The 13,753-nt window shown below is 57.9% G+C and carries 10 protein-coding genes; 7 read left to right on the top strand and 3 right to left on the bottom strand.

What is annotated here, in order from left to right:
• Positions 1-134: 134 nt before the first annotated feature.
• From U1140_RS06690 to U1140_RS06660, 7 genes are all read left to right on the top strand, one after another.
• A complete protein-coding gene (locus U1140_RS06690; RefSeq protein ID WP_369846757.1) occupies positions 135-2,693 on the top strand; it encodes a choice-of-anchor M domain-containing protein in 2,559 nt (852 codons plus the stop codon).
• 71 nt (positions 2,694-2,764) lie between these two features.
• Entirely contained in the window at positions 2,765-4,615 is a 1,851-nt protein-coding gene (locus U1140_RS06685; RefSeq protein ID WP_369846756.1) for a TIGR03773 family transporter-associated surface protein, read from the top strand.
• Between the two features lie 32 nt (positions 4,616-4,647).
• Positions 4,648-6,246 carry an anchored repeat ABC transporter, substrate-binding protein gene (locus tag U1140_RS06680; RefSeq protein ID WP_369846755.1) on the top strand — a complete coding sequence of 533 codons (1,599 nt, stop codon included), beginning with the start codon at positions 4,648-4,650 and terminating at the stop codon, positions 6,244-6,246.
• 86 nt (positions 6,247-6,332) lie between these two features.
• Positions 6,333-7,235, top strand: a complete 903-nt coding sequence (locus tag U1140_RS06675; RefSeq protein WP_369846754.1) for a choice-of-anchor M domain-containing protein — start codon at positions 6,333-6,335, stop codon at positions 7,233-7,235.
• A 2-nt stretch (positions 7,236-7,237) separates the two neighbouring features.
• Positions 7,238-7,966, top strand: coding sequence for an anchored repeat-type ABC transporter ATP-binding subunit (locus U1140_RS06670; protein WP_306515460.1), 729 nt, complete (start codon positions 7,238-7,240; stop codon positions 7,964-7,966).
• Positions 7,966-8,856, top strand: a complete 891-nt coding sequence (locus tag U1140_RS06665) for an anchored repeat-type ABC transporter permease subunit (protein WP_369846753.1) — start codon at positions 7,966-7,968, stop codon at positions 8,854-8,856. Before U1140_RS06670 ends, U1140_RS06665 begins: the two co-directional genes overlap by 1 nt.
• A gap of 66 nt (positions 8,857-8,922) precedes the next feature.
• Positions 8,923-10,386 carry a choice-of-anchor M domain-containing protein gene (locus U1140_RS06660; RefSeq protein WP_369846752.1) on the top strand — a complete coding sequence of 488 codons (1,464 nt, stop codon included), beginning with the start codon at positions 8,923-8,925 and terminating at the stop codon, positions 10,384-10,386.
• A gap of 290 nt (positions 10,387-10,676) precedes the next feature.
• On the opposite strand, the gene U1140_RS06655 is transcribed toward U1140_RS06660, so the two are convergent.
• The 3 genes from U1140_RS06655 to U1140_RS06645 form a co-directional block, all read right to left on the bottom strand.
• Positions 10,677-10,814 carry a hypothetical protein gene (locus U1140_RS06655; protein WP_369846751.1) on the bottom strand — a complete coding sequence of 46 codons (138 nt, stop codon included), beginning with the start codon at positions 10,812-10,814 and terminating at the stop codon, positions 10,677-10,679.
• A 281-nt stretch (positions 10,815-11,095) separates the two neighbouring features.
• Complete coding sequence (locus U1140_RS06650; protein ID WP_369846801.1) at positions 11,096-12,988, bottom strand: NAD(P)-binding domain-containing protein; 1,893 nt, start codon at positions 12,986-12,988, stop codon at positions 11,096-11,098.
• A 160-nt stretch (positions 12,989-13,148) separates the two neighbouring features.
• Positions 13,149-13,628 carry a molybdopterin-binding protein gene (locus U1140_RS06645; RefSeq protein WP_369846750.1) on the bottom strand — a complete coding sequence of 160 codons (480 nt, stop codon included), beginning with the start codon at positions 13,626-13,628 and terminating at the stop codon, positions 13,149-13,151.
• Positions 13,629-13,753 lie beyond the last annotated feature (125 nt).

The raw sequence follows: 13,753 nt of genomic DNA, 5'->3' as shown, positions 1-13,753 counted from the left end.
TGGGGCCATTTCTCCAAAGTTTCTGTATGACACACCGGGAACCTTAAGCCTTGTTGCAAACTGCTTTCAGTTACGGTATTTTAACAACACTCCTGAAAAGCGAATTCATTATCAATAACGAAAGGCTTATGAGTATGGCCCCACAGCTTCGCCGCTCACGTGCGGCAGAGCGGCGTAGCCGCAATGCTCGGTTGGTCATCGCTGTTACCGCGGCTCTCGGCACCACGTTCGCAGGACTCCCAGCAGCAACCGCTGGTCCAGACGACGGCAAAAAGATTCTCACCAAAGAGCACATTGATGCGCCGTATACCGTGCGGGATGAAGCCGGGGTGTTTGATCTTTACGCACATAACAGCGAGGGTGCGCACAAGTTCTCAGAGTCGGCAATCTGGGTTGGTAAAGGCTATAACAGCGACGACGCTGATAAGAAACAGCAGTATCAGTTCACGGTAGAGGACAATGAACGCTTGCGTTACCTGGGCAAGCCAGGTGAGACCTTCGTGTATTCGCCAGAAACGCCAATGGGTGGACGGCAAGACCCAGCATGGCTTGGTTATGGTGCAGAAAAGAACTTAAACGTCGACGATATGCTGAACGGCCGGGTATCGCTGGATCTTTTGTCGGTGGATGGGCCAGGCGAGGTAGAACAACTGCAGTATCGATCCGGGCAACCGATCGATGTTCTGCGTCTTTTGGGCACCAGTGCATCGTCGCCACGTTCCATTTCGATTGAGCCCGGCGAGCACAACCACATCGGAACGGTATTTACTAAACCCGGCCGATATGAGCTGAAGTTTCAAACCAGCGGTTTGCGCAAAGACGGTACTTATGTGGCATCCGAACCACGAACCATGGTGATTCAGGCAGGCGGCCAGCAGCCGAAATCCGAGGCCACAACCCCTTTACAGGAACGCTACAATCAGGCGCGCACAGCAAATCTTGCAGAGGCCAATTATCGTTTAAGCGTTGCGAAAAAAGCGGACCCGACTGTCGACGGTGACGATAAACTTTCCACCATCTCGTTCGATGCCGGAAACCCGGAGCTTTCGGGCACCGTGACGTTATTCGTCGATGGTTACTTCCTGACGGATCTGCAGGTTGAAAACGGTAAAGCCTCCTGGGATGAAGTGCTGAGCGCACAAGAATCCGATATTCAAGCCGTGTTCACCCCGGATGATGAGACTTCGGCGCACTGGATTTCTGCACCGTTGGCATATTTCGCAGGTCAGGCGGAGGCCACAACCACCTCGGACAATCATGCGGAGCAACTGCCCGAGGGCAAAAACCTGCGAACCTTCAACTTCCCGGCACCGAATACTGCGGTCGCGAATGATGAGGTCACCGTGAAATACGTCCCTGGGTCCAATGGGGTCGGAGAAATCGTCGTCGAGGCGAAGGACCCGAAGCTGCAAGGGCTGATTACGGGAGGAATCTACGAAAACGAAGAGTATCTGGATAAAGATACCGCGGACCGGGACTTAGCAGGCACCTTTGCTAATGGTAAAGGAGTTCTCCGCTTTGAAGATGGTCACTTGCCGGAAAACTCGATTCTGAAACTCGATGTGATTCCGCACGCTGGCTTTGGACGCGCAGCAGCTTCTGGAATTGTCACAGACAAATTCAATGCTGGAACCAGCGTCGAGGCGACCTTCCGCTTGGGTGAGATCGATGGCTCGCTAGAGCCTGAGCTGCAAAAACCAGGACAAGGCGAAGGCGGTGCCGATAACCCGGGTGCGCAAAACCCAGGCGCAGAACAGCAGGAACCACCAAAGAACAACGAGCAGCAGGGCAGTGATGAGCAGGCTGGGCACCCAGTCTGTGAAGACAAGGTGCTGCTTAATCGCGGTCACGTCGACATTCTGGGTAAGCGTACTCAAGACGGCCTTGATATTGCGTTGAAAGACGATACGCGTCTGGCCGCAGATAAATCCGTAGAACGTTCCTTGGAGGATGTTGCTTTTGTCATCCGCGACAATGCGAAACGGAAGCGCCCAGAACAATTGAGCGACGAAAAATATGACTTCGTTGGCGCGAAAGACAGCGAGTTCTACTACTTGCCGCAAGCTCAGGACAAGGCCATCTTGTGGCCTGGGTACAACACTGAGGCTATTCGGGTACAGGACGAATTTGACGGCCCAGTATCTCTGAACCTAGTTCCACGTGAAACGCCGGAAAACTCCAGCTGGGGTGTGTTCATCGATAAGGGGTCCTTCGGACGCGATCATGAGATTCTTGCAGACTCCACCAAACAGGATTATTCGATTGAATCCCATTATTCGGCGCACACCCATGTGCACTGGGCTTTCTCTCATCCGGGAATCTACACCTTCGACGCTAGCTACAGCGGCAAGACGAAAGATGGCACAGAACTGAAGTCTGACAGCCACGAGCTCGTCGTCACCGTTGGGGAAGAGGCATTGGAGACGTGCAAGACCGTTCCGGCACCAAAGCCTGATAAACCAAGCCAGCCAGGCACCCCGGAAGGTGGTAAGAAGCCAGAATCCCCGAAAGATCCAGGCAAGCAGTCCACACCGGGCAGCTCGTCACCACAGGGCTTCTTCTCCAACTTCAACCCGGTGCACTTGTTAGCGCCACTGCTAGGTGGTGCGTTCATCGCTCGCATGATCGCGCTGTTCATGGAGTTACAGCCGCAGGTAGCCAATTACCTCGCTGATCGTTTCCCGCGTCGCTGATCGTTCCCACGTGGTTGAAAACGACATCCACAAGCATCCACTAATTCCATCTTCCCGGAAAGAAACCGCACATGACCGCATTAACAACTTCGCCGCCACGGCCAGCACGCACGTATTCTGCGCTGCTGACAGCCTTGGTGCTGTGTTGGGTAGCCGCGTTTGCCCCACGCGCCATGGCCCAAACTTTTGACCGTGGGCACGTTGACGTCTTCTACGTCACCTCACATGGCGGCGAACTCTCGCTGTCGATGAAAGAAGACATCACCGGCGGCGGAGTACAACGACCTGGCGACGACGTCGTCCTGCACGTCAGCGACGCCGCCTGGTCAGAAGCTACCGCAGGTGTCGACGGCATCGGCCAAGCCACGTACTTCCTGCCGCAATCGCAAAACCACGACGTGATCTGGCCCGGCTGGGATACCCAGCCAATTGCTGCCGACGGATACCAAGCCGTGGACTTCAACTTCCAAGATGTTTCTGGCCCTGGCGAGGTCTACATCTTCGAAACCGAAGGCTTCGGTGGCATCAAATCTGTCACCAACGATGGGTCATACAACCTGCGCACCGGCTCTGTCATCAACCAGCCATACCCCGCCCACAAACACATTAACTGGGCATTTACCCACCCGGGCACCTACCAGATGACTGTGTATGCCAGCGCCGACGGACAATCCAGCAACGCTGTGACCTACACCTGGCAAGTCGGCGGCGAAGCCGGCGACGCACCAGCACCTGCCGCACCCAGTGGTGGGGGAGCAGCCCAGGGTGGCGGCGGACACGCAGGTGCAGGCGCCGGACAACCAGGAAATCACGGTGGCGCGCCAGCACCACAGGGTGGCGGACACGCAGCCCCCGGTCCACGAGCCGGTGGCGCACGCCCAGGGCCAGCACCGGCCCCAGCACCGGCGGCACCCAGCGGCGGCGGGTCGTCGTCAAGCAATTCTGGTGGCGGCAACGCACAATGCACCCCCGGCTTGCAGCCGCACATCAAAGACGACACCACTAGCCCAGCGCAATGGCGCCCGGCACAGGGAGCGACGTTCTACCTTTCCTCGAATGCCGAGGTCAACCTGCCGAGCAATGTCGGCACCGTGCCGGAAGGCAAAGCGTGGATGATCGGAGCCACCCAGGTCGCGGGCGTGCCTTGGTTGGGAGCCAACACGCAGCACCAGACGATGCACGAACACTTGGCAAGTAGCGTGCGCTGGGACATCACCGGCTTTAGCGGACCAGGCCCGATGACGGTGTATTCGCAAGGCCAGCTTGGCCAGATTGTCGGTGAAGAATGGTTCCGCGCTGCCGGTGGCGGGTTCCAGGGCAGCAAAGCCATCCCGCGCAATACACACGTGCACCCGAACTGGGTCTTTGGAGCTCCTGGCAACTACCAGGTGAATATCACCCAGTCGGCACAGTTGAGTAATGGCAAGAAAGTCTCCGGTAGCGCAACGCTGAACTTCGTCGTGGGTGGAAACAACCCTGGCGGAGCATTCAGTGACGGTCACTTTGACCTCGGTGCCATCGTCAACCCCGAAGGCGGCGAATGCGCTGCAACTGGTGTCGCCGGTGGGGCCGGAGCTGGTGCTGCAGGAGGAGCCAATGCCGATCTCGCAGCCGCGGAAGGTTTAAGCGAGGAAGAACTCGCAGCCCAAGGCCTAGCTGCCGATGGCACTCCACTAGCAGCTGGCGCATTCGGCACTGGGTTCGGTGGACAGAATTCGAAGCTGTTTAATATCGCCGCGATCGTGCTTGGTTTGGGGCTGTTGTTCCTCGGAATCGCAGCAGCACACTATGCCGTGAAGAAAGCGAAATCTGCAGAAGATACCGACGAACCCGGCGATGACTCGGCAACCGACGGTTCGCAACCACCACAACCACCGCAGCCACCACAAGCTCCGCAGACCGCAATGATCCCGCAGGTGTAAAAACCACAGACGAGCGTGCAGAAAGATTGAGTATGAAACACCGCCGCACAACCACATTCGCGCAGCGCACTGGCCTTGCGCAGTGGTCTGGTGCCACAAAGCTGGGCTACGGCGTGGCGGCCGCGCTGGTGCTTGCAGTGACCGTCGGGGGAGCATATGCGTTCAGCGGGGCGTCGGAAGGCACCGGCAGCGTGGGTTCGGCGCAGGCGTCGTCGGCAAGCGTCCAAGCGCAGGGAAGCCAGGCCCTCGGAGCCGATAACTCCGAGGCGCGGCTGCAGGTCGTGGCCACCACACCGATTATGGCGGATTTAGTCTCCCAGGTTGCCGGGGACGACGCCCAGGTCACCACGCTGATCCCAGCGGGCAAGGACCCACACGACTTTGAACCCAGCCTGCGCACGGTTCGCGAAGTCGCCTACGCCGACCTAGCATTTGCCAACGGCCTGCTGCTGGAACCACCAGCGTTGGCTGAAACTTTGCGCGAATCCACCGCGGGCGAAGTCGTCGACGTCGCTGATCGCGCGCCGTCCTATGGTGCAGAGCTGATCCCGCTGATAGAAAACGTTGCCCTCGATGCCGTGTGGCTAGGGCTGCGCGTGCAAGGTGCAGAGCAATCCAATTCGGTGAAATTCACCATGACCGATGCCCAGGGGCCGGGAGACGTTGCTGCCTATATCGTCTCCACCTTCGGCACCCCGGAGCCTATCTTCCCATCGGAAAGCGGCATCGACCTGCCCGCCAACGCGCACACGCACGTGTCCTGGGCGTTTAGCGAACCAGGAATCTACCGGCTCACCTTCGCAGCCACCGGACAACCAGGCTCGGAGGCCACCGAGGAGCAAACCATCACTGTCGCGGTGGGCGTGAACCCGGAAGAAGGCGCGGAAGTTATCGATTCCGGACACGTGGACATCACCGCCGATCTTGCCGACGGCAGCATCTCGCTGCGCGACCACGACGCGAACTTCGATCCGAATACCACCGTGCTCGCGATCCCGTCGTCGACCCTCCAGCCCATCCCGCCAGACCCGGCCTACCGTTTTTTGGGGCGCCCCGGCCAAGAGACCTACCTGCTGCCGCAAGCGGTGCTGGGCAAGCACCTGCACGGTGAGATCGACCCGCACCTGTGGCACAACACCCGCAACGCGCGAGCCTATGTGGAGGTCATCGCCGAGCAGATGGCCCAAGCGGATCCGTCGAATGGCCACCGCTACCAGCAGCGCGCCGAGGAATATAACCGCCAGGTGCAGCTTGTCGACGACGAACTGCGCGCCACCTACGATGCGATCCCGGAGCATCGCCGCCACTTGGTGACCACCCACCACGGTTACACCTATTTAGAGCAGGGATACGGGATTAATATCGCTGGCTTCGTTACCCCGAATGCCTCGATTGAGCCGTCCCCGCGCGATGTGATCGCACTGCAGCGCACCCTGGAAAACCTGGATATCCCGGCGGTGTTCGTCGAACCGAATGCGGCTGCTTCTACCTCCACGTTGGAAGAAACTGCGCGCCGGGCCGGGGCGCAGGTGTGCACGATTTACGGCGACACCTTGGATGAACGCGTGCCGACGTACCTGGATCTGATGCGGTTTAATGCGCACGAAATCAACCGATGTTTAAGCCCCTAAGCCTGCAGATCTGGTGCGGCCGCGCCGGGGCGACACAGCAATAAGCACAGAAGCAATAAGCACAGAAACAGCGAAAAGGAACTCCCATGAAGACTAAAACCGCATCCCGCACAACCACACTGCGCACCCGGGCCGCAGGCCTCGCACTAGCGGCAGCGACTGGGTTGGGCGCAGGGCTTTTCCCGGCAGCGCAGCCAGTTGCATCCGCGCAGGGAAGCGATCTGTCCCAGGTGGTGACCGGCGATGAAGCAATCGCGCCGGAGGGCGAGAAGGTTGTCGTGGAGGCCGGACACATTGATATCGGTGCGATGGTGATCGACGGGGAACTCCGCATTCTCGCCCGCGATGACCGCAGCCAGCCGCCGGTATGGCGCCATGTGGACGATATGGTGTTCCAGTTGCGGGAAAATTCGGTGCAGACGCTGCCGGACAACGACGATTTCTCTTTCGTCGGCGCTGGCGCGAACGAGCCGGCTTATGTGGTGCCACAGACAGAGATTGTCGATGTGCCCTGGCTGGGTTGGAACACGCAAGCACCAGCGTTGACAGACAATGTTCAAAACGGCGTAAACATGGACTTTTTAGGTCACAGTGGCCCAGGTGAGTTCGCGTTGTTCCTGCAAAATGGTGGTTTCGAAGCCCCAGATGTGCTGTGGTCGACGGCTAAGGGCAAAGACGATGATTTCTTTGTTGAGCTGCACACCCACACCCACGCGAATTGGACGTTTACCGACCCCGGTGTGCACCAGGTGGGACTTCAGATTACTGCCACCACCAACGACGGCGAAGAACTCTCGGCACGAGAGGCGGTGACTTTCGCGGTTGGCGAGGGCACGGACCCGGCTGAAGCCCACAATGCTGTTTTTGACTGGGAAAATGCCTCCACTGGTTCTTCTGGGTTCCAGATTTCCTGGTTGCTGGTCGGCGGAATCGTGCTCGTCATCGTGCTGGTTGGTGTTGGCGTAGCTAGCCGCGGAAAGAAGAAATAAGCATGCAACCGCTTATTACCGTCGACAAGCTGCAGGTTTTCCTGGGTGGGCGCAAGGTGATCACCGATGCTTGCATAGAGATCGGCCAGGGCGAGTTCATTGGTTTGCTCGGCCCCAATGGGGCGGGGAAGACGACGTTCATGCGTTCCATCCTCGGGCTGGTACCAGTGAAAAGCGGCGAGATCACCGTGGATGCTTCGATTGGTTATGTGCCGCAACGCCACGACGTCGCCTGGGAGTTTCCCTGGAGCGTACGCAAGACGGTGCTGTCTGGCCGGACTGGAATCATTGGGTGGTTCCGGCGCCCGCGTCGGCACGACCACCAGGCCGTCAATGCGGCGCTGCAGTTGACGAATCTGGAGGATCTCGCCGACCGCCCGATCGCGGAACTTTCCGGTGGGCAGCGCCAGCGGGTGTTGTTGGCGCGCGCTTTGGCCACCCAGCCGGAGGTGTTGTTTTTGGATGAGCCGTTTACCGGGTTGGATGCGCCGAATACGGAGGGCCTGTTGGAGTTGTTTGAGCAGTTGAGTTCGCAGGGCACGAGCATCGTCATGTCCAGCCATAACTTGGCCGAAGCCGTGCACACCTGCCACCGCGTGGTGTTATTTAACAAGGGGATTATGGCCGATGGGCCTGCCGACGAGATCCGCGCGAACCCGCAGATCTGGTCCGAGACCTTCTCCGTCGCGCCGAGCTCGCCACTGCTATCTGCGATTGGGGTGGGGGTGTAATGCCTAATTCTGTGATTTCTTTTCCGGAGTTCCTGATGGATCTCGCGAACCCACAGCTGGATTTCCTGGCGCGTGCGGTTGCGATTTCTGTGATTGCCGCGATTACCTGCGCCGTCGTCGGCTGTTATGTCGTGTTGCGCGGCATGGCCTTTATCGGTGATGCGGTCTCACACGCCGTGTTCCCGGGCCTGACCATCGCGTTTGCCTTGCAGGTTTCCGTTCTGCTTGGTGGCGCTGTGGCCGGTGCGGTGGTCGCTATCCTGATCGCGTTGTTCTCGCAGCGGCAAAACGTACGCGAGGATTCCGTGATTGGCATCTTCTTCGCTGCTTCCTTCGCGGTGGGCATGGTGATCATCTCCCGCACCGAGGGCTATACCGCCTCGCTGAGCAGCTTCCTCTTCGGCTCGCTCACTGGTGTTTCCAGTACCGATGTGTGGTTGGCATTGGCAGTGTCCGTGCTGGTCTTGGCGACGATCGTCGTCATTGGCCCGCAGCTGAACGTCACCTGCCTGGACCGCGAAACCGCGCGTGCCATGAACATTCCGGTGCTGCTGATGGACATCGTGCTCTACCTGGCTGTTACTGCGGCCGTGGTGATCTCGGTCGGCACCGTCGGCAATATCTTGGTGCTCGCCCTCCTGATTGCGCCACCGGCCACCGCCCGCCTGATCACCTCAAACTTGGCGACGATGATGGTCCTTTCTGCGGCCTTCGGCGCGTTGGGCAGCTTCTTCGGGCTGTATATCGCCTGGGCATTCGACCTTCCGGCGGGTGCCAGCATCGTGCTGCTGCTTTCGGTCTGGTTCCTGGTGGTCTGGGCGCTGATGCCGTCGATCAGAACCCTGCAGACCACCAGAGCCGCGCGGGTGAGCAGACAACCAGCCAGCTAAACCAGTCAGCTAATTCAAAAACTCAAAAATACGAAATTATTATTTCTCACTTCCTTGGGAGGAACCATGAAATCCACGAACAGTGTGCACCGCATTCGCCGTCCGCGCAGCCCGCGCCGGTTCTCGAAAACTGCTGTGAGCCTGGGTCTGTCGTTGGGCTTGGCGACGGCTGGTCTGGGCGCTGGAATGTTAGCGCCGTCGGCAAGCGCGCAAATCCACGAAATCTGCACCGCGGCGGAAGGCTGGACGCCGAATCACAAGATTACGCATGGACACCAGGATATGACGGTCCTTTCGGAGAACGGATTAGAACCTGCACTGATTGATGATTCCTCCGGTGAGTCGCTGTCCTATGGGTCTGGGCGCAGCGTAGTTGAGGTCTCCAATGACCAGCATGTGAAACTCGATGCTCTGGGAATCGCGGGGCTTCCCGACGAAGGCTGGTACCTGCCACAAACGCAGTTGCCTAACGTACCCTGGCTTGGTTTTTCCACGATGTATCTGAACGACCACCTGGTGGAAGGGGAGTCAGTGTCGATGAACCTGAACCTGAAGCAGGGCCCTGGCCGGATGATTGGTTGGCTTCCGGAAGGTGTTGGCAGCAACAAAATTGTGCTGGATTCCGACGATGCGGACGACGCGTGGCCAATTCCTTATAACACTCACGTGCATACCGGCTTCGTGTTTGAAGAAGCTGGCGTTTATGAGGTGGGGTTTGAATTTAAGGTGCCACGGGGCGGAACCCAAACCTTAGACCTGATGTTCCTGGTCGGCGATTACGACTGTGCTGACCGTGCTTCGGTGAACGCTGGCACGAAGAGTAAGGGTGCCAGCGGCAAACCTAAGACATTTGGTGATCACTTAACCGCGATGGAAAAAGAAATCACCCAGACGGAAAAGGCGATTTCCGGGATTGAGAAATCGGTGCGTAAGCTCGTATCGCCTTTCACTAAGGAAGACGACAAGAAGGCTCCGAAAGCGAATGCTTCCGGGAAGCCAGGCGCGCCGGGTGCACCGAACGCGGGAAACAAGCCGGCCCCAGCGAAACCAGGTCAGCCGGGTGCTAACGGGGACGCTAAGCAGGCCCCAGCCGGTGGAGGGCCGAAGCCCGCTCCAGTAGCTCCGAAAGGCGGCGGGGGAGGAGCAGCCCCGGCACCTGCTCCTGCACCGCGTAGTGGCGGATCGAGCAGCGGTGGCTCCAGTGGCGCAATAGTACCTGCCAAGGCTCCCGCGCCAGCCCCAGCGCCAGCTCCGGCACCAAGCGCTGGTGGTTCCGGTGCAGCTCCGGGCCTGGAAGCAGCTCCGGTAGAAGGTGCTGAAGACGCAAACCTATCAGGCGTTGATGGTCAGGGCGATGCATTCGCGAGTGCCGATGGTGCTGCACAGCGAGGCGCTGCGAGTGCGAACTACAAGCCGACCTCGTCGTCGATGAGCTTCTTTTCCGGCCTGATCCTTGGCTTGGGTGTATTCGCCTTCGCGTTGGGCATCGGTATTTATGTCGTGATGTGGCAGCGTTCCCGCAACAAATAAGTTGTTGGGAGGCGACTAGCTTGCTGGATCCGGGCGTAACCGGTGGCAGAGCAAACGCTCCGGTGTAAAACAGGAGCCTAAACCAGGGGTGTAAGTTAGACCCACACTAAGGCGCGCTATTTTACAAAAACCGCGATTTTTGTAAAATAGCGCGCTATTATTGTCTATATTCTTACAACGCTCCGTGAAAATACGACGCTGATTCAACATATGTCGCTGATCTAAAGCACTAACACGGTCTCTCAGAATGTGCGACTCTACAGTGGGATTTCACCGTCGCAGGGCACCCGCTATTCCTGATGATGACCGTCGAGCTTGCCGGCGATGACGCACCAGGCGGGAAGCACTTCCGTCGGCACGTAGTCACAATCTTCGATGAAACGAAAGCGCTTGATCGGGCGCCGGGTGCGGAAGAATATATCGAGCATAAAATGGATACTTTTTTCCTACCCAAGCCAGCACAGAGAATTCTCTGAATCGGGGGGTGGCTTTCTTCGTTAAAGAGATTACCGAGGTTATTAACGACGCTCAGGTAGAGCTAGAAGAATCCCTCGACGAGAAGCACGTGCACTTTTTAACCTTGGAGGAACGACTCGGGGAAGCCGAATTCTGGGACTATATAAAGCCTAATGTGACGGCGATGTTTCACGTGAAACAACGCCTTGTCACACGCAAAGCACCGCTAGCTAAAAGCTAATTCAAGAGGGTATTAACCAGTGTGGTGCACTGGGGCTAGTCGATAAACTGGCGTATCCATACCCTCGTAACGTGCCTTCAGCTGCAGCGCGAGGTAGCGCGAATAATGCCGTGACTGGTGCAGATTGCCACCATGGAACCAGAGGTTATCCTGCTGGGTCGGCTTCCACATATTGCGCAACTCGCCTTCCCACGGCCCCGGATCCTTTGTCGTGTCGGAACCCAGGCCCCAACATTTACCAACTTTGTCAGCGACTTCCTTAGAAATCAGCATTTCCGCCCAACCGTTCATCGAGCCATAGCCGGTGGCCAACACGATGACGTCTGCTGGCAGCACGGTGCCGTCGTCAAGCGTCACCGAATCCGTACCGACCTCCGCGATGGTAGTTCCCGAATGCACGGGAATCGAGCCATCAGCCACCAGCTCCGAGGCACCCACGTTGATGTAATAGCCCGACCCGCGGCGCAGGTATTTCAGGAATAACCCGGAGCCGTCGTCGCCGAAATCGAGCAGGAAACCCTTCTCGCGCAGCCGCTCATAAAACTCGGCGTCGTCCCGTTTGATTTTGTCAAAGACCGGGCGCTGCACATCCGGCAACACTTTGTACGGCCAGGATGCAAACAGCAGGTCAGCTGAATCAGTATCCAGCCCGGCATCAATGGCGTCTTCGGAATACAACGGTCCGAAGACCTCGCGCATCAAAGAATCGGACTGCACGATATGCGTCGACGAGCGCTGGATCATCACCGGGTGTGCGCCATTGTGGTGCAGATCGGCAGCAATATCGTGCGCGGAATTATTCGCACCCAAGATGATCACGTTCTTCCCGGCATCTCCCGCCCCGCCTGGGTGTTCGCTGGAATGGCGGATCTCTCCGACAAAATTCTCCTGGCCCTTTAGATGCGGTTTATTCGGCACACCCGACATGCCTGTTGCCAAAACCAACTGGGTGGGGTGCAGGACAACGTCTTCTGTTTCGCCGCTGTCTGGGTTGCGGCGTGTCACGTGCACCGACCAGGTTTCGGTTTCCTCGTCGTATTCGGCGCTGGTGGTTTCGGCATTTGTCCAATAGTCCAGATCCATGATGCCGACGTAATGTTCCAGCCAATCACCCATCTTGTCTTTCGGGGTGAACACCGGCCAGTCCTCGGGGAAAGGCAGGTAGGGCAGGTGGTCGTACCACACGGGATCGTGCAGCGAGAGCGAATGATAACGCCCGCGCCATTGATCACCTGGGCGGTCTGCCTTGTCGACGACCAACGTCGGCACACCTTGCCGTTTCAGCCGGGCTGCCAGCGCGATACCACCTTGGCCGCCGCCGATGATGAGCACGTACGGTTGGGTGGAATAGCCGAGTTCTGCGCGCCGCTTTTCGCGTTTGTCGGCCCAATTTTCTGGATCCAGCTTGGGCCCGTGCTCGGCGCCTAGGACTCGGCGGCGACGTGTGGGTTCGGGGAAATCTTTGAGCTCGCGGGCGGATGTGAGCATCGTCCATGCCAATCCGTTGCGTAGACGCGCGATACCTTTGCCGTGCATGGCGGCACTGTCGAATGTGAAGTGCACGCGAATGACGTTATCGGCAACTTCATCCGGGCCTTCATCTTCGACTTCTGTGATTTCAATATTGTGCAAGGCAGATGCCGGGTGGGTGGAGGCAATCATGTCTGCGATGTCCTCGGTGCCTTCGGCGGTATGCAGGTTCCAGGTAAAAGTTGTGAGATCGCGCCAGAATCCGTCTGTTTCAAAAAGCGTGGCGACGGCGCGCCCTGCATCGGCGGCGGTGGTGGCATTGGTGGCTTGTTCTAGGTTGGTCAGCCAGTTGAGCGCAGTAGCGCGTAAGTCTGTTGCGTGCGGTGCGGTCTTCACGGCCGAATCCGCAGTAGCCGAATTAGCCGTGCCGGTCATGGTTGCGTGGGTTTGCACGTTAGTAACCGTCATGGGAATGCCTTTCTGCTCTGGGGCCAACACACGGTATTGTGGTGCTGTTCACACAAGGATAATGTGAGCAGGGTCGCAAAACAATGGTTTTGCAAAACTAGTGAAGTAGTCTCCGGCTACGCCCCTGTTAGTTTGTGCAGTCCCGAAAAATATCCGGCAGAAGTGGAAACACCACGGACAGCGTGTCGGTGACCGCGCCTGACGACGACGCGCAGTTGATGATTAGGCTTCCGCCGCCATGCTCGGTCATGCCGATGATTCCGCGAGAGAGGCCTGCTTTGGGCGAGGATTGCAAACCGCGCAGCAGTACTTGCGTTTCCAGGCCGTGCAACCGGGCGCTGAGGTATTTTTCCGTTACTTCTGGCGTGAAATTGGTGGATCCAATGCCGGTTCCGCCGATGACGATAATGATTTCGCAGCCGTCGGCAAGGGCTGATTGTACGGCGCCATCGACGGGGGTGTAACCTTCTGCGATAACTATGGAAACGTGCAATTGCAGTCCGTAATTTTTAATAAAATCTTGCGCAATCTCACCGGATTTATTTGTTTTACCTTTTGTTAAAATCCGGTCGGAACTGACGATGATGGCAGCTAGTTTTGTACCCATATTTCGCCTCCAATTTCTTGAAAATGGGCGGTGATAAAAGTCATAGGGGAGTATTGTTTCCCCAGCTTAGGGCTACCTTAAGTACCCTACCTGCAGGATTGTTCGCTATGCGAATTATGCAAGAT

This window comes from Corynebacterium drakensteinense, from assembly GCF_041224285.1.
Taxonomy (GTDB): domain Bacteria; phylum Actinomycetota; class Actinomycetes; order Mycobacteriales; family Mycobacteriaceae; genus Corynebacterium.
The sequence above is the reverse complement of the archived record's forward strand: the minus strand, read 5'-3'. Positions and strand labels throughout refer to the sequence as shown.

Coding starts and splice junctions, on each gene's coding strand:
- U1140_RS06675 (WP_369846754.1), top strand. CDS start 6,333: ATGAAGACTAAAACCGCATCCCGCACAACCACACTGCGCACCCGGGCC.
- U1140_RS06665 (WP_369846753.1), top strand. CDS start 7,966: ATGCCTAATTCTGTGATTTCTTTTCCGGAGTTCCTGATGGATCTCGCG.
- U1140_RS06660 (WP_369846752.1), top strand. CDS start 8,923: ATGAAATCCACGAACAGTGTGCACCGCATTCGCCGTCCGCGCAGCCCG.
- U1140_RS06655 (WP_369846751.1), bottom strand. CDS start 10,814: ATGCTCGATATATTCTTCCGCACCCGGCGCCCGATCAAGCGCTTTCGT.
- U1140_RS06680 (WP_369846755.1), top strand. CDS start 4,648: ATGAAACACCGCCGCACAACCACATTCGCGCAGCGCACTGGCCTTGCG.
- U1140_RS06690 (WP_369846757.1), top strand. CDS start 135: ATGGCCCCACAGCTTCGCCGCTCACGTGCGGCAGAGCGGCGTAGCCGC.
- U1140_RS06645 (WP_369846750.1), bottom strand. CDS start 13,628: ATGGGTACAAAACTAGCTGCCATCATCGTCAGTTCCGACCGGATTTTA.
- U1140_RS06670 (WP_306515460.1), top strand. CDS start 7,238: ATGCAACCGCTTATTACCGTCGACAAGCTGCAGGTTTTCCTGGGTGGG.
- U1140_RS06685 (WP_369846756.1), top strand. CDS start 2,765: ATGACCGCATTAACAACTTCGCCGCCACGGCCAGCACGCACGTATTCT.
- U1140_RS06650 (WP_369846801.1), bottom strand. CDS start 12,988: ATGACCGGCACGGCTAATTCGGCTACTGCGGATTCGGCCGTGAAGACC.